Below are 15,763 nucleotides of genomic sequence, written 5' to 3'. Positions count from 1 at the left end.
GGGCCTTTTCTATTTCCCTGCGGCTGGCTTGGGTTTCGGCTTGGCTTTCTCCTTCTCCACGTCGCCCGCAATCTTGTCCTGCAACTGCAAGGACTCGTGCAGGCGGTCGGCGTCCTGCTGCTCGGCGTCGTGGGCCAGCTCCCGCTCGTGCTTGCTGGCGGCCTGCTCGCCCATCATGGCCTGCTTCTGCAAGTCCACGGCGAGCTGCTTGTCGAGGTTGCTGGCGTTGGCCTCGGCCTGGGCGTAGATGCCCTTGAGCGACCATTCGCCCTGGGCGGCAATTTCGGCCATCTTGTAGCCGTGGGCCGCCTCGGCGTTCTGGGCCTTGAGCATTTCGCTTTGCTCGTTGGCTTGCATGGCCGACTGGCTCTGCATTTCGCTTTGCTGCTGGGCTTGCTGCATCTGCGCCTGGCGGTTGCGCTTCACGAGCGTTGCCAGCTTGTACCACTTGTCCTTGAGCGTGCGGGCTCCCTGCACCACCTGAATGTCGGCGGGGGTCAAGAGCGCCTGCTGGCCGGGGGCGGCAATGGTGTACTGGCCGAGCTGCTGGGTAAACTCCTGCTTTTCCTGCTCCAAGGGCAGGCGCTCGATGAGCACGTACACGCGGCGCTTATCCAGGGCCAACGAAGGGCGCGGGGCCAGCACCTCGACTGCTCCACCGGGAAGGGCTACTTCGCCCGTGAGCGGCTGCTTCGGCGGCATTCCTTCGCCAGCGGGGGTTTCCGCGTCCTGAATGGAAAACGACATGGCCCGGCAGTTATGCAGAAAGCAGTACTCCTTGGCCCGCGAGAGGAAGTTCAGCGCGTTCACGCTGCCCTGAATGGCAATTTCCTGACTCTTGGCCGCCACGTCCTGCTTGGCGTTACCGGCCGCGACGCTCTGGTTGATGCCGGTTAAGTCCTCAATCTGGCGCAGATAGCTTTGCATCGAGTTCCAATGCTGGGCAAGGATGGCCGAAATGTCATTCGGGATTATTTTAACCGTATCAGCCTGTACCGTATCCCCATCCTCATTAACATACGGTCCGCCGCCAAGTATCCAGCCGTGCTTATACATGGTGCGAATAGCTTGTTGCACGCCTGCTTCGGTTTTTTCTGCACCTCTTTCGAGGGTGTGCGCTCGAATAGCATCAGGGTTAAACTGGATAATAGCTTGCGGCGACTTGGCGGCCATATCCTGCATCTTGATAAACTCCCGGTTGAAGCCATCGTAGGCGGGCATACAGTCCTCCACCAGCGAGCGGGTTTTGCCGCCAATCAGGCCGGGGGCGTACACCGTGTACAGAGGCAGGGCTTTCAAGGGGTTGTCCTCGGCGCGGAGCTGGCCGAAGGCTTTGCGGCAGTTGTAACCCACCCATTGCCCGTCCTCAGCCGAGATGCCGGGAAGGAGCGTGCCTTCGTACACGAACTGCGTGGGCACCTGTCCGCCCTGGGAATCGGTAACGAGTTCGGTGGCGATAAAGGAAAAGCGAATGACGGGAATTAAGCCCGCCAGCTCCCGCTCGCGCTGCTGGTCGTAGCTGGTCGTGCCGAACCGGCCGCCGCTGGACAGCGTAGCCTCGGCGTGGGATTTCAGCGACTCCCAATTCTGCTTCGACAGCGGGCTCGTCGGGTCTTGCGCCACCTCGGCTTTCAGGCCGGAGAGGGGGATATGTTCCAGGTGCGCCCCGCCTTGCAGGTTGCTAAACGTTTCGTCCTGGGAGGGGAGAATAAAGGCGTCGTGGGGGCGAATGCGGGTAGGGATACGCACCCCGGCCACGGGCTTCTGCCACTGTACGCGCACGCCGTAGGTGTAGGCGTCGGCGCAGAGCTGGGCTTCCTGGAAGCCGTAGCGGGCCATATCCAGCCCTTTGAGCAGCTTCTTTTCCATCACCCGCCCGTCGGGGTGCTGGTACTCGCTTTCCATGTGCAGGCCCAGGTCATCCTCATCGAGCGGGGGCTGGCTCATGCCTTCGGGCAAGGGCATTTCCAGCCCCATTTGTTGCAGGCGCGGGCCGACTTCCATTGCGGCGCGGGCCTGACCCTCGTAGGCGTTGCGCTCAGCCACGGCCTCGTCGTCCAGGATGGAGCAGGTCGGGTCGTACTGGTAGTCGGCCAGCAGCCCATCCAAGGCCCGCATGGGGCGCTTGAGGCAGGGCAGGGGACGGAAGTCCAGCTTGCTCATGCGCTCGGCGTCCACCTCGCCCTTGTCGTCCTTGAGAACCGGCGTGGGCTGGTGCTCCCCGTTCAGGTAGCGTTCGGCAAGGGCGTAGCGCCCGGAGGTAAAGCCCGCATGGAAGTCCTGGGTGCCGGAGCGCTGGTAGGCGGAAAGAAACCACAAGCCCCACTGGCGAATGTAGAGCGGGGTCTTGTCGGCGGGGTCGGTCGAGGAAAGGTCAGGTGGGGCAACCGGCGCAAGGCCGAGGGAGGTAAGGTCCATGTAGCGCGGGAAGTGTGGCTAATGGGCAAGGTACAAATATTGTTCGCGGAGGATTTGGCGGTAACGAAAGTTTCTTGTACTATTAAGACATGAGTAAATACATTAAAACTAAACAGCCTTTTCCCGAACGTCTTTGGACCCAAGTAAACAAAGGGGGCGACTGCTGGCTCTGGGAGGGAGGGGTAAATTCCAAGGGTCAGCCATACTTACTCTACAATGGACGTGTTGTTACTGTCCATAGAATTGCATATGAACTGACTTATGGCGCTATACCAGAACAGCAGAAAGTTTACAGGACTTGCGCAAATCGAAGATGCTTGAATCCGAGCCATCTTCGCATTGGCAATCAAGATGATATAGCAAAAACTCGCTCCGAAAACGGCAACACTAGAAATGGCGGCCCATTGCTTTGCTGCAAGAACGGACACGCTTATACCGAAGGCAATATCTATAACCTACGAATAAACGGCAAGATGTATCGACGGTGTAAAACATGCGAGAGGACTAGGCAGCGAAGGGGCTACCAAAAGAAAAAAGACCTCAGAAGTTGAAGTACTGCCGCAGGTCGAAGGCGGAACTGCTCACAGAGGAGGCGGGGCGGGGCGGCCGGGTAAACTGGCGGGCCAGCATAAGCGTCCAGCCCGAGGCCACGGCGGCGTCGTTTTTCTGCGTGTCCAGCACGTTCAGAGCCAGCCAGTCCTTGACCTGGGCGGGGAAGGGCATACGGCGGAAGTCATCCACCAGCCGCCCGTGGGAGTAGGTTGCCAGCAGGCCCGCCCATTCCTCCGTTGCCTGCACCGAGGCAGCGTGGCCGTAGTTATCAAGTTGCTTGCCTTTCTTCTTACGCAGCTTCCGGGCGGCAATGTCGGTCAGGGCCACCTCGCCGTTCACAAAGGCCGCGTAGCCCCGGTTCTGGAAGTGGTGGATAATGCCGGGCTTCTGGCGCTCGGGCAGGATTTTGCAGCCGAAGAAGTGGCAGAGCTTAATCATGTCCTCGTAGAAGTCAATCGGGCGGGGCGGGCGGTTGACGTACTCGACAATAAACGAGTCGCTGGGCCAGTACTCCGGCTTGTCGCGCTTTTCCTCGTTGAGCGAGTCGTACTTCCAGAAGCAGTAGGCCGCCCCCTTCGAGGCGGTGGAGAGCTTGGCTACGCTCTTGGCGTCGTAGGGGTCAATGCCGATGGCAAACCGATAATCGTGCAGGGGTTTCCAGCGCTGCACCATCTGGCCCATTTCGTTCTGCACGTAGCCGTCGCTCTCGACGTGGTTCTGCTGGTCGGGAAAGCAGCGCCGCACCACACAGAAGCGCCCGTTCTTGGGGTCTTTCACCTGGTCGAACTTGACGGCCGTGCGCGTTTCATCGGTCCAGGCGAAGTTACCCCACTGCACTACGTTGTCGGGAATCTCCCCGCCCCGCAGCTTGCGCAGGGTTTCGTTCAGGGCTTCCAGGTTAAGGATGGAGTCGCCCCCAGCAGAGCTTAGGCCATCCTCCACGGTGCGCGGGTTGGCCCGCCAGTAGCGGCGGGCCATGATGGGGTCTTTCGGGCAGGAGGCTTCCAGGTCGGCAATGCTCTCGGCAATGAGCGAGCGGCCGTACTCATCCATGATGTGCCCCTTGTAGGAGGGGATGAACAGGCGCACCAGCCCGGTTTCCGTGCGCCCCTTGTCGTTGCGCTCGTTTGGGTTGGAGTTATTCCAGACCCGCTCCGGCATTTCGGGCTCAAAATCCTCCTTTTCGTCAATCGTGGAGTACATCCAAATACGGCCGATGCGCTTGCCGCCGCGCCACAAAGGGCGGCTCATAACGGTCATGCGCTCCTCCGTGTCGTAGTCCTGCTTCTTGGCCCATTCGTCCGACAGTAGCTCGAAGGGGGTGCGGCCGTCGTAGGCGTTTGGCTTGGAGTTTTTGCGGGTGATACGCGAGTTCAGCGCCCGTACCTTCTTGCTGGCCTGGGCGGTCTTGCCGCGCCGCGCCGGGGCCTTAAATTCAATTTCGGTCTTGGGGTCGTCCGTGGTGAGCGAGGTAACGGGCTTAATCAGCGGCGACATATTCCGCAGCGCGTGCGAAATGAAGGTGTTCAGTACTTCGCGGGCGTCGTCGTCGGTCTTGCTCTGAATGCCGAGGTGAGCACCGGGCGTGACCATTGCCAGCCGCAGGATACGGCAGGCGCGGCGGGCGGTCTTGCCGCGCTGACGAGCCCCCATGAACACGCCACCGATGCACTGCTCGTCGGCCTCCACGTTCATCGTCCACAGAAAATCCTCCCCGTCCACCTCCCGGTAGTCGGGGTAGGTGGAGTTGATGAGCTGGAAGTGGGTGAGGAACATGTAGTGGTCAGGCGTGAGGTAGGTAGGCTCCCCATCGTTGAGGAACCACGCCCCGTAAAGCAGCCGCAGCGCCTCGCGGGTACGCAAGGCTTCCTGGTCGTACTCGCTCAGGCGCTCAATTTCCTCCTCGTCGGGGAAGTCGCGCTTCCAGCGCTGGTCCGCCTTCTTCTTGACGTGCCCGTTGAGAAACCCATCGGGGGTCTTAGGCATGGGAGGGGTAAAGCACTCCATTTCGCCAATGATGGCCTTGAGTCGCCCGTCCTTGCACTTGGTAAATTCGATTCCGCGCTGCATAGGGGCTTATTTCTTCCGCTCGCGGTGAATAATATCCTCCCAGCTCGTACCGTTCTCTTCGGCCATCTTCTGCACCGACAACTCCTCCATGTCCTTGTCACCAAAGAACAAGTCAGCCTCCATTGCCGACAGTTCTTTCTCCATTTCGTGCAGGTCGCGCCACACGGCAATACGCGAGGTGTAGGTCCGCATTTCCGCGTCGGCCTTGAGGTCGTTGTTGGCAGGCTTGCCTTTGCTCAGGTCTACAAACTTCGGCTCGTCAGCTCCGGCGCCGGCCTCGGGAATAGCCGCCTCCACCTTTTCGCAGGTTTGCTCGAATGCCTCGCAGCCCGCCACGTAAGCGCGGAACTTGCGGTTACTAGTCACGCGCATCCACTGCCAGCGCATCTCGGAAACGCCGTCGTCGGTGAGAGTTAGGATTTTTTCGGCGCGGGGGTCGCCGGGAGCAATGCCCGCTAGGCGTAGCGCCTCGCGCTTCCGGTCGCCCCAATCGGTTACGGAGCGGTGCAGGCCGCTGCCCTGGCCCAAGTACAGGCAGTAGCGCAGGTACTTGTCATTATCGCCCTGGCCGTAGGTTACAAACACGTCATTGACCGCCAACTCAGGCCAGCGGTCTAGGATGGTTTCGTTGGCCTTGAGCTTAGTGGGGTCGTACTTGCCGAAGGCGTGGATATACTGCGGGTCTTTTGCTGGCATAGGACAGGTTGGTTGCCAGCAAGGTAGTAAGCAAAACACCCAAAGTACGGACAATCCGCTCTTTGGGTGTTTCCAATATTGTTGTACAATCTGAATTTAGGCGTCGTAGCAGGGGAGGTGCAGCGGAATGTGCGTGTACTGACGATACCACACCCTGCCCGCGCCACTGCGCAAGGGCCTCTTATTCCACCCCATGAGCCGAGCCGCTTCAAATCCACCTGGACAGCCTATCAGCAACCTGAATTGCTTGTTGTCGCTCAAGTGGCGCTTTACCGCTTCGTAGAACTTACTCATGGCTAAAGCATTCCAGGGATTTTTGACTCTTTCAGCGCCTCCCGGTTGGCAACCTCCGTCAGAACATCGTACTCTAAACCAGTCAGGGGGCGGGGGCCTTTGAATAGCTGATTGGCGATTTCAATAACACCCGCGTTTTGTTGCGCTGGTTGCGGCTCACGCACGGCTAATACATAGTCCTGGCGCACGGCAATCAGTTCCTCGCCCTCGATGGTGTACGTGGTGCCGTGGCCGCTGCCGAATACAACCTGCTGGCCCGGCTGCAAGCGAAACGACTGCTGCCCCAGCGGCTCGCCGACGTAGGCGACTACCCCCTCGTTGTCTATTACTGTTGGTTCCAGCAGCAAGCCCCCGCGCTCCGCAGGCTTAGTAAATACCCTGCGCAGCAGGGAATAGCCGCCAAAAGGCTCAATGGCATATTTTGGCTGGGGTGGATTGCTTAGGAGTAGTGTATTCGTCTTATAGCGTCGATACACCACCTCGCTTACCGGAATCCGATACAGGCCGGGGTAGCCGGGCAGCTCGCTTTCGTCGGTGAAGGCCAAGTGGCCCACGAACACCTCGTCGCCAACCCGTACCGTCTGCCGAATGTCGGCCGCCGTGCGGGGAATGGCAACTTCCTGCGAGTAGATGGGCGACTCCACAAACGGGCTACGGCCATTGTCCGAGCGCACGAACTTGCCCTTGGTGCGCGAGAAGGGACCAGCGCAGATAGCCAACTCGTCCGTCAGGCGCTCCGGCACGGCCAGTACGGTAGCCAGGCCGCATTCCGGGTGCTGGGGCTCCAGCGCCTCGCTTTCCATGTTGAACTCCAAGCCGTTGCGCAGGGCGTAGTCCAGCTCGCGCACGTCGTCGCGGTAGGTGGGCAGGGTCAGCAGCAGCCCATCGGGATTTTTCGCCCGCTCCACCTGCACTTTCCGCTTCGGCACGGACACAATGAAGCAGTTCGCCGGGGCTCGTAAGAGTAGTTGTTCTGCCACTACGCCGCGTTATTACCTTCGGTGCGGGGAAACGTGACGCCGTTGAGCAGAATCTCGTGCAGGCGTTTGCGTAGGGCATCCTGTTGATCTTTATCGCCCCGAGCGGACACACAATCCAGCGTTTTGTGAATTAGCGCGGCAGCCTCAAAATCCTGCTGCCACGCCAGTTGGTCCTCTACCTTGGAGTCAATAATGTTACGCAGGCGCTGGTTTTCTTCTTCTTTCTTCAACAATTCCTCCTCGTACTGGGCGAGTTGGTCCGTCAGCATCTTCTCCAATGGGGATGAGTGGTCAGCCATAGCGATGAGTTGTGGTGATGTGGTTTTTGGAGCAATAGAGCGTACTATTGCCTCTTGTTTGGGAAGTTCTTCCGACATGGTATGATGGGTTAACAACGTGTCGAAAGTACAAATTGTTTCCGCTACGGGCAACTAGTCAACGAACTTTATTTTCGTTAGCGCGAGAACCCCGGCGCGACGGCCTGACCACTGGTCGGCAGCATGGCTCGGCGGCGGGCCAGGTCGGCGGCCACCACCTGCACGGGCGAGCCATCGGGCAACACGACCTGGGTTTCGCGGATAAAGTTCTGACGGCGCACCGCGTCGGCCGAGCCCTGGGCAGGCAGGCCAAAGGCGTTGACCTGGGGCTGCTGCACGGCCCGCTGCATGAGGCGCTTTCTGCCCGCCTCGAACTGCGCACGCAGGAAGTCGTCGGTGGTTTTGTAGCCACCCTGGCGGTAGGCCGCCGATTCGGTTAGGGGGCGGGAGTTGCGGGCAAACTCGGCTCGCAGGGCGGCGTAGCTCACGGGCTGGCCGGTAACGGGGTGGGGCACGTCGTTGATGGCCGCGCCGTAGGCTTCCTGCAACCCGCGTGGGTCTTGGCTGAACCGGCCCAGGTATTCGGCCGTGGCGTTGCGGTCGGAGAGGTGCTGGCTCTGCACCTGCTGGGCGGTAGAGTAGCGGCCCAGCGGCACGGAGCCGCCCAGGCGGGGAGAGGACGAAAGACGGTCGGGCATAGCTCAGGCAAGGTAACGAAAAAGCCCTGCTGGTTTAGGGCAGGGCTTTGGGTAAAGGCGCTTAGTATGTCTTTTTCGTCTCGGCCAATAACTCTGACAATGGCCGGAAGTCGCGTCTCCACCGGGAGTTTCCAGTTCTGGCACTGGCTATTCGCTGCCCGCCCTTGCAGTGCGGAAGCACACCCAGCACCTCTCGCACTCCATGCTTTAAACTGTCCAATGTGCCATTGTTGAGCAATATTTGGTCGAACCCTGCGTACTCGTCCAGCGCCGTTTCGCTGGGATGGTTGTCGTCGCGGGTGCCGTCGCCGCGCTGCCCGAGCGGGTCGCCCTCTACGCGGAGCAGAATACCCCCAAGGTTCTTGATAGCCTCCGCTTCGTTTGGGTAGCGAATGTCGGCCACAACGATAACCTCGTCTTCTTCCAACTTGGGCAGCAGCGCGGCCACGGTTTTCGTCGTTACATCCACCCAAATCGAGGGGTGCTTATCCCGGAGCGCCTGGCCCACGTCTTGCAGGAGCTGGCCGCGAGTTAGCCCCAGCAGGCCCGAGGGAGCGGCCTTGCCCTCCTGCGTGTAGTACGGCTCGGCATCGGCTTCGCCCTCCAATGGGTTTTCCAGCGTGGCGCACACGGATTTCAGCGGGTCCGCGAAGTTGAGCACGATAACGTCCGGGTGGTGGTAGCCGCAGTGGTATTCGAGGATAGAAACTACTGCTCCTTTGCCGGAACCGCGTTTCCCGCTGATTCCTAGTAGTTTAAGATTATGCATTATGCGTGAATTAAGCCCAAATCAAGAAGATACATGACGCCTTTAGGCGTAATCATATTCCAGCCATCATGCCGAACGACTAGGCCAGCCTCTGCCAGCCATTTGCGGTGGCTCTTACTAATCAAGTCGCCGTCCCATGTTACCTGCATAAGTTGCATCAAGCAGGCTTCTATTGGTTTGGCGGTGGCAGAATCGAAAGCAGTGGTTTGATACTTCATGGGGTTAGTTGTCTCGGTTGATGAGTAAAAGGAAAAGAACAAGGGTCAGCAGCCAGAGTAGCGGCTTCCATTTGCTGTCCGGGTTGAAGTACCAGAGCAGGCCGTCGATTACAAAGTCGATAAGGTCGTCCAGATAGTCGTGCATTACCGATTGGTTTTGAGTTGGTGCGCAGCTTCAAAGGCCAAATCCTCTGCCGTATAGGGCGCAGACAGGCACTGCTTGCTGCATTTATCAATTTGGCTGCAAGGGCCGCCTTCGCAAGTGCCACACACTTCGGGGAAGGGGCCAGTTGGATAGCCCAACGCGGGGCCAAGAATGTCGATGATGGATTGGTCCAGTTGGTAGTAGGCGGCCAGGGCACGCTTGTATTCTGCTTCGTAGTCCATGCTATCTAAACAGGTTGCCGATGATGAATTTCGCGTGGTCGCCGTACCAGCGGGTGATTGGCCCGTTCCTCCCGGCGAAGGCTGGGAGGTTAATGAAGCTGCTGGTGATAAGCCGCAGCTCGGGGCCGCTGGCTTCTACCTGCCGTATCTGGTCCAGGTACTCGTCCTTCCACTCTTTCGGGAAAGGCTGCGGGTCGGCCCAGGTAATGACGCGGGGCTTGTCGGCGCTCAGGGGCGTGAAGGAGAGGGTGACTGTCAGCATGGTTTACTCAACAATTTTAATATTACCGTCAATGTAATTGCCTGCCCATTCTTTCCATTCATATTCTAGGATGGCATCCCGAACATCTTCCGGCAACTCATAGAAATTGTCTTCGACTTCAATTTCTATCGTGTCTTCTTGACGGCCTATTAAGCCAATGTTTAGGGAGAAATTTACCTTGATTATCATGCTGCGTGTTTTCGTGGTTTGTGATACAATGCTTTCATGTTCTTGCGTCGGCCGTTAAATAGTTTCTGCGGGTTAAGAAAGTAGAAGTAGCGCTTTTCACTACGCGCAACGAACTGGTAAAGGATAAGCTCGTTCAGGCCATCGTAAAAACTCTTGGGCTGCCGGAATCGGCAGAACTCTAACGCCTCTTCGGTCGGCAGATACACAATACTGTTGTTAGGCAGGGCCTGGTGCATAATGTAAGCCAAGACGGCAACGGCGGTGGTCGAGAGGTTCGTTAGCTCCGAAAGGGTAGAGTGAACCAGTTTCACGAAGCGGTCGGCGTCCTTCTTTATTGGGACCAGCATTTTACCTGTTAGCTCAACTCCTTTGTTGTCTAGGTAGCCTTTGCCGGTTACGTCGATGCGCTTCATCTTCTCCACGAAGGGCGGCTCCCAATTCTCAAGGAATGGGTTGGTGGAATGGCGGTGGCTTTTAATGTCCGGCACCGCCATGCGCAAGGATTCTCGTCTGGATAGATTCATTTCGAGTTATGGCTTAGACGCCCTATTCATTGCCAGTAGCGAGCGGACCAAACGAATCCTGTCTCGCGTCCAGCTAAATCCAGGTCGATATGGGCCATTGATTTCCCTATTTCGCCGCTCGTACAAGTCGCTGAATATCTCGGCTATTCTCCGGCGTCCTCGGCGCGAACCAATTCTCCACTTGTACCGCTTGTAACTCCGCTTGAGATGGGAGCGGTATGCCTTTTCTTGGGGTGTCAACATAAGTTTTGGGCTTGTATTAGGTGCTATTGTGCAGTGAATATACGCATAGTGCATATTTATTGTACTATCAACACCAGTATATACTTGCAACTATCTGATTATGAGTGGGAATAAATTTCATTCTTAGGGAAATTAAAGTAACTGGTATATGGGTAGTCTCTCACCTACATAGCGAAACCACAATACATGCTCCTTTTCCGGCCACTTGCACAGGTGGCAACTTTCACGGCATGTTTGGAGCCCAAAAGCCATGAGCCAGCAGGCGGTTTTCCCTCCCTTTTGGTCGGGTTTGAGAGAAAATCAGGTGAAAAGTGAGTGGTTTTGACTGAAAAGTGGGCTGATAAGGAGGTGTTTTGAGGCAGATTTGGCAGAGATGAGGGTGTGATGAACTATTTCTGAGGGTGTGATGAATGACCTAGCCCTACGTTCTGCCCACTCGCCGCGTCAACCGGAAACCGTTCTGCCAAACCCCCTACCCCCAAACAACGACCCACCCCCGTACCCCCATCCCGCAAGCAAAGCTCCTGCATAGTGTGCGAGGAGGAACAGGAAAGCCGGATATACGTGCATTTGGCATTTATTAAACGTCCCTTTGTAAAATGCCAAATGGGGTTTGGCCTCCTTTCTGCTGGTCAGGCGGGGATATGAGGCTGGGAGGGGGCGTGAGTGAGAGAGTGAGCCAGACATATACCTACTATTCCTCTCCTCTCACCACTACATCCCACACTGTACACTCTTGCCCTTGCTCGTAGCTGAACCGACGGGGCAAATAATCTTTCGTTAGCGGGGTGACTTGCGCGGAACTTGCATGTACTTTCCTTGCCTACCTTGTGGCTTATGGCTATCTCCTTACGCTTTCCCTCCCTTGCCCGTCACGCTTACCAACGCGTAGCCGAACGCGAAGGCTCCCGGCTGCTTGACCTAGAAATGCTGACCTGGACGTATGAGTTGGGACAGATGGGGCAGCGCGTGCTCGTGAATGACTTATACAAAGCAGGGCTAGACAAGCGGCATAAACTATATAAGGCAGCACGTAGGCTGATTGCGGCTGGCTGGCTGGAACGGACGGGAACGGCTAGTGCGGGCAAGTCTACCCCTACGCTGGTGGTCACGGTTGCCGGACTACTACTTATAGAGCGTATCCGGCGAGAACTCAGAACGTGCGGGGAAATGCTGACGGGTGCCGGACGAGGCAAGATTCGCCGGACCTACACAAAGAAGAAAGAAAATAATAAGACTGATAAACAGTCAGTTATGAAATAGTTTGAAAATAAATTAACCTGTTTATTTGGTTAACTCGTTTACCCGTTATACATTTGATTCATCAAGTAACCCAAAACACACAACGCCATGAATAAGCAAGTAATCAAAGACCTGTTAGAGCAGATAATAGACAGCGCCAGCCTAGCCGAGTTATTAGAGGCCGCCAGTGAAGTATGCCACGAAAAAGCTGACCACTTAGAAACCAACTGGCAATCTTATGTAGAGGCCGATAGATGGTCTAATGCAGCCGAGGCTATTAGTCGCATTGCCAGCTCAGAAGCAGTGCCTGTTTCATAGGCAAACGATAGCTTGCAGCAAGCAAAGAAAATGAGTAACACTACCTACCTCCGAAAGTTTGAGTACGCTGAAAAGAAAGGTGTTTCCCGCGCTAGAATCAGTAAGCTATTAAAGGCCGGCAAGCTGATAACCAAAACGCTATACGGGGTTGAGGTAATAGCTGATTGCCCCGAAAACGACACACACTTTGATAAGCCAGCGCACAACAGAAAAAATAAATCAGAAAAAAAGTAACAAATAGTTGGTTAATTCAGTAAACCAACATATATTTACAGCATCAACCACTAACAATAACGAGAATGAAACCAAAAATCCTTGCTCCGCACATTGCCAGTGCGCTACAGCCAGCAGAATACTACGAACTGATTAACGACCAGACAAAAGAGGTGCTTAAGACCGGCACTAACGCGGGGTGCTTCGGGGCTTTCCATAAATTATCAGGGTTTAGCTACGAAAATCACAAAATATATAGCTACGACACCTATACAATTCGACCAAAACAAGCCTAGCAACAACATAAATAAAGGCAAAACAGGAGGACGAAAATTTCCTCCTCTTCTTTTCCCCAACCAACGAAGAAAATACGTACTTTCAACCTTTTGTTAACACACAATACCATGAAACAAGGCACTTACTTAATAGCAAAAACAGGTATTGAATTTTCCACGCCAGGCGCACGGGGCCGAAAGGTTAAGATTAAGCAGGGACAGCGTATGGTAGTTACTTCCCCCGGTTACAGAAATACAGAGTCGGTAATGGTAGACAAGGCCGGCAAAGGGCATATAGGCTCCGGCTATCTGCTCGATCTAAGTGCAATAAATGAGTTTTTCACTATTGAAGACTAAACGCCATGCTGCACACCTTCCGCACCGAATACCGCTACTACACCACTGCCTGCAAACACGGCAAAGCAAAAGCCATTTGGTTCGCCGTTACCGACGCGTTAGGTATTCAATTCTAGCCCTCGCAATTCAACATATACTCAGATGAAACTCGCAGATAAAAAAGAACAGGCTACGACTCTTGGACTCGCTGCTATCAAATCCTTTAAGGTTGTAAATCGTGGTATTGATACGCCTGATTACTTCCCCGGCGCGAGTATTCACGCCGTGAAGACTGCCAAGGACAAGTACTATACAGAGGTGTATACGGGCATCGGGAGCACCCCACAGGAAGCATATAACGACGCCGTAGAATGCGCCTCCGAAGTCTATGATACCGCCTATCTACCGTCGGTAGCAAAGGATTTAAAAGGTGAAACCGTAGCGGAATTTTACGAACGTAACGGGCTTAATGATGACGGTGAGACATACTGCTATGTCCTGCTATACGTCGAAGAAGCCTAAAAATCAACCCCTCACAACTCACCATACCAACCCCATGAATACCACCATAAAAGCACCAAAAGTAAAAGTATCTGCTAAGTCCCTGTTGGAGTCTTCCGCTTTTAACAACGTCTCTGTGTGGCTGCTGTTATACAACGGAAAAGAAGCCGGCAAAATAATATGGAGCATTGGCGCGGGCGGGCAATGGAAATGCAGCGTTATTGTACATCACGGCGCGGGGATTGCGGCTTTTGGCGCACCCGAACGGAACGCAGAAGATTTGCACCTTACTTCGTTTGTGATTGGCTCGGCGGGGGGTGGTGGTTACGACAAGCGTTCGGCGTCTTTTGCTGACTGCCTGGACCGGAACGGCATAATAACCCCTATTAGCCTTGGCGGCCGGGGAACAGGAGCCGTGCAAGACTACCTGATTAGTTTGGGTTTTCAAGTCTTTACCGCACTATAACCAACCCGCCAACCCCGCGAAAAATAGTTTCGCTTTCCCCTCCTCATTCACCGAATTTTTCCGCACTATCCTAGTGCCATACCCCCGCTTTTTTGTCTCATACCGCCATGAAAAACGCCACTACTGCCGCTATTGCTCCCGCTTATACTGTACAATGCGCCGATGTGTGGCTAACTGTACAAGCTACCATTAAAGCATTGCGGGTGCCGTTTCCAAATAGCGAAGACAGCCGCCAGCATAATAAATTCAAAGTCACAGTTAAAAGCAGCAACGGCGAAAAGGCCACATTTGATTTCTTTGACTCGCAGTCTAATTATAATAAAGGCATTCAAGAGCTTGACAGCGCAGCCTTAAAAGGTGCTTTAAGCTGCTTTGTTTCGGATGCTACTACGGGCATAAATGCAACCAACGTAGAGGATTTGATGAGTGAGTTTGGTTGGAATGTAGACAGCCGGAAAGAATACCAACGCGCTACGCGCATCTATAAGGCTTGCGTCAAAGCATCTGAAAAGCTGGAATTATTGGGCATTACACCCGATGAGCAGTTTGAACTAGCTAACCTACTGGACCAATAACCAACCCGCCGAAACGGCTCCGGCCGTCTGCCGATAACTCCGGCACTGAGGAGGCTTTACCCCAAACACATACGATAATGGGATACTACAACCAACAAAGAAGATTACACCCCCACGGCTCCACAGGGGTAGTCGATGGGCGTAATATTACTTACACCCACAATATACTGCATGAGAAACTGCCGTATGCCGAGCAAGTAGCTTTTGTTTATCTCCCATCGGATGAGGAGGTAGCTAATTGGGAAGCCGAACAGGATGCTCAATATTATGCAAGAGAGGCACGGCGCGACCCTTACAGCGCATAATTCAGTCAACTTTAACCAACCCGAACAACCCCAACCACATAACACGATGGATATTATAACACTCGACCCTAAGTCAGCTACTTACGAGGCAATAGCCGCCGTAGCAGGCAATTCAGTTAATAAACAATTCCGCGTAGAAGTAGGGCATAAAAAGCTCATTGTGGAACGTAAATGCACCTACCAATACGGGGTAGTAAAGACCAGTTATCGCCACATATTGAGCGTGTTGAGCTGGGAAAACCCGCGAGTAGTAGCCCATTACAGAGAAACAAAAACCGGCGACTTTCGCCAACTATAACCAACCCCGCACCACTATGACTCACCGTCTCGCATCCGAATGGCCGCACACTACCGCCGCCGATATTCCCCAACTCGCCACCGTAGGCGTTGATCTATTTGACGACATAGAGCCCGGCTACACGGCTATCTACGTGCGCTACTCTGACGGTACGCGCTGGCCCGCTCGCAACGTGAATATGGCTGACCCCGAAAAGGCAAATAGCATTATTGCGGCTTGGGCCTTACGTGGCATTATCAACGACTACCGAACTAAGTAGACACATAATGTCTGGTTTGCGGGCAGCAGCATCTTATCTTTCCTTCTCACTTTAACCAACCCCACAAAATGAATAAGTCAAAGACAGAAACTCGCTACGTCTGCGTGAATCCAATGACTGCCGCCGAAGGTAGCATTAGGTTTGCCAAACGCAAGGACGCCAAATCAGCCTGGGAAAACATGCCCTCTCAGTGGGTAGTAATGACAGAAAGGCAGTGGATTAAATATCTAGCACAATGCCAACGGCCAGGCATTACGGAGCCGGAACAACGGGCATTAGTGAGCAAGATTGTAGGATACGATTATTAAAAACAACCAACCCCAGCCGGAATGGCATAGCTCCACGTTCGACTCGTGGA

22 protein-coding genes are annotated in these 15,763 nt (G+C 55.0%); 9 read left to right on the top strand and 13 right to left on the bottom strand.

Features of this window, described 5'->3' with window-relative positions:
• Nucleotides 1–9: 9 nt before the first annotated feature.
• Nucleotides 10–2,418, bottom strand: a complete 2,409-nt coding sequence (locus IEW18_RS20585) for a hypothetical protein (protein WP_188559775.1) — start codon at nucleotides 2,416–2,418, stop codon at nucleotides 10–12.
• Nucleotides 2,419–2,507: 89 nt separating this feature from the next.
• Between IEW18_RS20585 and IEW18_RS22065 the strand changes: the two genes are divergently transcribed.
• Nucleotides 2,508–2,969 carry an HNH endonuclease gene (locus tag IEW18_RS22065; RefSeq protein ID WP_188559774.1) on the top strand — a complete coding sequence of 154 codons (462 nt, stop codon included), beginning with the start codon at nucleotides 2,508–2,510 and terminating at the stop codon, nucleotides 2,967–2,969.
• On the opposite strand, the gene IEW18_RS20575 is transcribed toward IEW18_RS22065, so the two are convergent.
• The 12 genes from IEW18_RS20575 to IEW18_RS20520 all read right to left on the bottom strand — a co-directional run bounded on the left by IEW18_RS20575 (nucleotide 2,959) and on the right by IEW18_RS20520 (nucleotide 10,374).
• A complete protein-coding gene (locus IEW18_RS20575; RefSeq protein ID WP_188559773.1) occupies nucleotides 2,959–5,040 on the bottom strand; it encodes a hypothetical protein in 2,082 nt (693 codons plus the stop codon). The two genes, IEW18_RS22065 and IEW18_RS20575, sit on opposite strands and share 11 nt — an antisense overlap.
• A 6-nt stretch (nucleotides 5,041–5,046) precedes the next feature.
• A complete protein-coding gene (locus tag IEW18_RS20570) occupies nucleotides 5,047–5,736 on the bottom strand; it encodes a hypothetical protein (protein ID WP_188559772.1) in 690 nt (229 codons plus the stop codon).
• Nucleotides 5,737–6,032: 296 nt separating this feature from the next.
• Nucleotides 6,033–6,959 carry a hypothetical protein gene (locus tag IEW18_RS20565; RefSeq protein WP_188559771.1) on the bottom strand — a complete coding sequence of 309 codons (927 nt, stop codon included), beginning with the start codon at nucleotides 6,957–6,959 and terminating at the stop codon, nucleotides 6,033–6,035.
• A gap of 50 nt (nucleotides 6,960–7,009) precedes the next feature.
• Nucleotides 7,010–7,309, bottom strand: a complete 300-nt coding sequence (locus IEW18_RS20560) for a hypothetical protein (protein WP_188559770.1) — start codon at nucleotides 7,307–7,309, stop codon at nucleotides 7,010–7,012.
• 155 nt (nucleotides 7,310–7,464) lie between these two features.
• Nucleotides 7,465–8,025 (bottom strand): hypothetical protein, encoded by a 561-nt coding sequence (locus IEW18_RS20555; protein WP_188559769.1) that lies wholly within the window; start codon nucleotides 8,023–8,025, stop codon nucleotides 7,465–7,467.
• Between the two features lie 61 nt (nucleotides 8,026–8,086).
• Nucleotides 8,087–8,794 carry a deoxynucleotide monophosphate kinase family protein gene (locus IEW18_RS20550; RefSeq protein ID WP_188559768.1) on the bottom strand — a complete coding sequence of 236 codons (708 nt, stop codon included), beginning with the start codon at nucleotides 8,792–8,794 and terminating at the stop codon, nucleotides 8,087–8,089.
• A complete protein-coding gene (locus IEW18_RS20545; RefSeq protein ID WP_188559767.1) occupies nucleotides 8,794–9,012 on the bottom strand; it encodes a hypothetical protein in 219 nt (72 codons plus the stop codon). The genes IEW18_RS20550 and IEW18_RS20545 overlap by 1 nt, the downstream gene beginning before the upstream one ends.
• A 4-nt stretch (nucleotides 9,013–9,016) precedes the next feature.
• Nucleotides 9,017–9,157, bottom strand: a complete 141-nt coding sequence (locus tag IEW18_RS20540) for a hypothetical protein (RefSeq protein ID WP_188559766.1) — start codon at nucleotides 9,155–9,157, stop codon at nucleotides 9,017–9,019.
• The gene (locus IEW18_RS20535; RefSeq protein WP_188559765.1) at nucleotides 9,157–9,399 is read right to left on the bottom strand and encodes a hypothetical protein; all 243 of its coding nucleotides are present in this window, start codon (nucleotides 9,397–9,399) and stop codon (nucleotides 9,157–9,159) included. The genes IEW18_RS20540 and IEW18_RS20535 overlap by 1 nt, the downstream gene beginning before the upstream one ends.
• A gap of 1 nt (nucleotide 9,400) precedes the next feature.
• A complete protein-coding gene (locus IEW18_RS20530; RefSeq protein WP_188559764.1) occupies nucleotides 9,401–9,661 on the bottom strand; it encodes a hypothetical protein in 261 nt (86 codons plus the stop codon).
• Nucleotides 9,662–9,664: 3 nt separating this feature from the next.
• Complete coding sequence (locus IEW18_RS20525; RefSeq protein ID WP_188559763.1) at nucleotides 9,665–9,850, bottom strand: DUF7167 family protein; 186 nt, start codon at nucleotides 9,848–9,850, stop codon at nucleotides 9,665–9,667.
• Nucleotides 9,847–10,374 (bottom strand): hypothetical protein, encoded by a 528-nt coding sequence (locus tag IEW18_RS20520; protein WP_188559762.1) that lies wholly within the window; start codon nucleotides 10,372–10,374, stop codon nucleotides 9,847–9,849. The genes IEW18_RS20525 and IEW18_RS20520 overlap by 4 nt, the downstream gene beginning before the upstream one ends.
• Nucleotides 10,375–11,454: 1,080 nt before the next feature.
• Between IEW18_RS20520 and IEW18_RS20515 the strand changes: the two genes are divergently transcribed.
• The 8 genes from IEW18_RS20515 (at nucleotide 11,455) to IEW18_RS20480 (ending at nucleotide 15,405) form a co-directional block, all read left to right on the top strand.
• Entirely contained in the window at nucleotides 11,455–11,880 is a 426-nt protein-coding gene (locus tag IEW18_RS20515) for a hypothetical protein (protein ID WP_188559761.1), read from the top strand.
• Nucleotides 11,881–11,967: 87 nt separating this feature from the next.
• Nucleotides 11,968–12,177 carry a hypothetical protein gene (locus IEW18_RS20510; protein WP_188559760.1) on the top strand — a complete coding sequence of 70 codons (210 nt, stop codon included), beginning with the start codon at nucleotides 11,968–11,970 and terminating at the stop codon, nucleotides 12,175–12,177.
• A 299-nt stretch (nucleotides 12,178–12,476) separates the two neighbouring features.
• Nucleotides 12,477–12,686: a hypothetical protein gene (locus tag IEW18_RS20505; protein ID WP_188559759.1), complete on the top strand. Its 210-nt coding sequence runs from the start codon at nucleotides 12,477–12,479 to the stop codon at nucleotides 12,684–12,686.
• A gap of 108 nt (nucleotides 12,687–12,794) precedes the next feature.
• On the top strand, nucleotides 12,795–13,022 hold the full coding sequence (locus IEW18_RS20500; protein ID WP_188559758.1) for a hypothetical protein: 228 nt from the start codon (nucleotides 12,795–12,797) through the stop codon (nucleotides 13,020–13,022).
• A 141-nt stretch (nucleotides 13,023–13,163) separates the two neighbouring features.
• The gene (locus IEW18_RS20495; RefSeq protein ID WP_188559757.1) at nucleotides 13,164–13,523 is read left to right on the top strand and encodes a hypothetical protein; all 360 of its coding nucleotides are present in this window, start codon (nucleotides 13,164–13,166) and stop codon (nucleotides 13,521–13,523) included.
• A 34-nt stretch (nucleotides 13,524–13,557) separates the two neighbouring features.
• A complete protein-coding gene (locus tag IEW18_RS20490) occupies nucleotides 13,558–13,968 on the top strand; it encodes a hypothetical protein (protein ID WP_188559756.1) in 411 nt (136 codons plus the stop codon).
• A 107-nt stretch (nucleotides 13,969–14,075) separates the two neighbouring features.
• Nucleotides 14,076–14,543, top strand: a complete 468-nt coding sequence (locus tag IEW18_RS20485) for a hypothetical protein (RefSeq protein WP_188559755.1) — start codon at nucleotides 14,076–14,078, stop codon at nucleotides 14,541–14,543.
• A gap of 619 nt (nucleotides 14,544–15,162) precedes the next feature.
• Entirely contained in the window at nucleotides 15,163–15,405 is a 243-nt protein-coding gene (locus IEW18_RS20480; RefSeq protein WP_188559754.1) for a hypothetical protein, read from the top strand.
• Nucleotides 15,406–15,763: the final 358 nt, after the last annotated feature.

It is taken from the genome of Hymenobacter glacieicola, assembly GCF_014640315.1.
In the GTDB taxonomy this organism is placed as follows: Bacteria; Bacteroidota; Bacteroidia; order Cytophagales; family Hymenobacteraceae; genus Hymenobacter; species Hymenobacter glacieicola.
The sequence above is the reverse complement of the archived record's forward strand: the minus strand, read 5'-3'. Positions and strand labels throughout refer to the sequence as shown.

What these genes read in the sequence shown, in the direction of transcription:
- IEW18_RS20575 (WP_188559773.1), bottom strand. Translation starts at nt 5,040, where the DNA reads ATGCAGCGCGGAATCGAATTTACCAAGTGCAAGGACGGGCGACTCAAG.
- IEW18_RS22065 (WP_188559774.1), top strand. Translation starts at nt 2,508, where the DNA reads ATGAGTAAATACATTAAAACTAAACAGCCTTTTCCCGAACGTCTTTGG.
- IEW18_RS20485 (WP_188559755.1), top strand. Translation starts at nt 14,076, where the DNA reads ATGAAAAACGCCACTACTGCCGCTATTGCTCCCGCTTATACTGTACAA.
- IEW18_RS20480 (WP_188559754.1), top strand. Translation starts at nt 15,163, where the DNA reads ATGACTCACCGTCTCGCATCCGAATGGCCGCACACTACCGCCGCCGAT.
- IEW18_RS20500 (WP_188559758.1), top strand. Translation starts at nt 12,795, where the DNA reads ATGAAACAAGGCACTTACTTAATAGCAAAAACAGGTATTGAATTTTCC.
- IEW18_RS20550 (WP_188559768.1), bottom strand. Translation starts at nt 8,794, where the DNA reads ATGCATAATCTTAAACTACTAGGAATCAGCGGGAAACGCGGTTCCGGC.
- IEW18_RS20535 (WP_188559765.1), bottom strand. Translation starts at nt 9,399, where the DNA reads ATGGACTACGAAGCAGAATACAAGCGTGCCCTGGCCGCCTACTACCAA.
- IEW18_RS20530 (WP_188559764.1), bottom strand. Translation starts at nt 9,661, where the DNA reads ATGCTGACAGTCACCCTCTCCTTCACGCCCCTGAGCGCCGACAAGCCC.
- IEW18_RS20525 (WP_188559763.1), bottom strand. Translation starts at nt 9,850, where the DNA reads ATGATAATCAAGGTAAATTTCTCCCTAAACATTGGCTTAATAGGCCGT.
- IEW18_RS20510 (WP_188559760.1), top strand. Translation starts at nt 11,968, where the DNA reads ATGAATAAGCAAGTAATCAAAGACCTGTTAGAGCAGATAATAGACAGC.
- IEW18_RS20545 (WP_188559767.1), bottom strand. Translation starts at nt 9,012, where the DNA reads ATGAAGTATCAAACCACTGCTTTCGATTCTGCCACCGCCAAACCAATA.
- IEW18_RS20570 (WP_188559772.1), bottom strand. Translation starts at nt 5,736, where the DNA reads ATGCCAGCAAAAGACCCGCAGTATATCCACGCCTTCGGCAAGTACGAC.
- IEW18_RS20490 (WP_188559756.1), top strand. Translation starts at nt 13,558, where the DNA reads ATGAATACCACCATAAAAGCACCAAAAGTAAAAGTATCTGCTAAGTCC.
- IEW18_RS20515 (WP_188559761.1), top strand. Translation starts at nt 11,455, where the DNA reads ATGGCTATCTCCTTACGCTTTCCCTCCCTTGCCCGTCACGCTTACCAA.
- IEW18_RS20560 (WP_188559770.1), bottom strand. Translation starts at nt 7,309, where the DNA reads ATGGCTGACCACTCATCCCCATTGGAGAAGATGCTGACGGACCAACTC.
- IEW18_RS20555 (WP_188559769.1), bottom strand. Translation starts at nt 8,025, where the DNA reads ATGCCCGACCGTCTTTCGTCCTCTCCCCGCCTGGGCGGCTCCGTGCCG.
- IEW18_RS20540 (WP_188559766.1), bottom strand. Translation starts at nt 9,157, where the DNA reads ATGCACGACTATCTGGACGACCTTATCGACTTTGTAATCGACGGCCTG.
- IEW18_RS20505 (WP_188559759.1), top strand. Translation starts at nt 12,477, where the DNA reads ATGAAACCAAAAATCCTTGCTCCGCACATTGCCAGTGCGCTACAGCCA.
- IEW18_RS20585 (WP_188559775.1), bottom strand. Translation starts at nt 2,418, where the DNA reads ATGGACCTTACCTCCCTCGGCCTTGCGCCGGTTGCCCCACCTGACCTT.
- IEW18_RS20520 (WP_188559762.1), bottom strand. Translation starts at nt 10,374, where the DNA reads ATGAATCTATCCAGACGAGAATCCTTGCGCATGGCGGTGCCGGACATT.
- IEW18_RS20495 (WP_188559757.1), top strand. Translation starts at nt 13,164, where the DNA reads ATGAAACTCGCAGATAAAAAAGAACAGGCTACGACTCTTGGACTCGCT.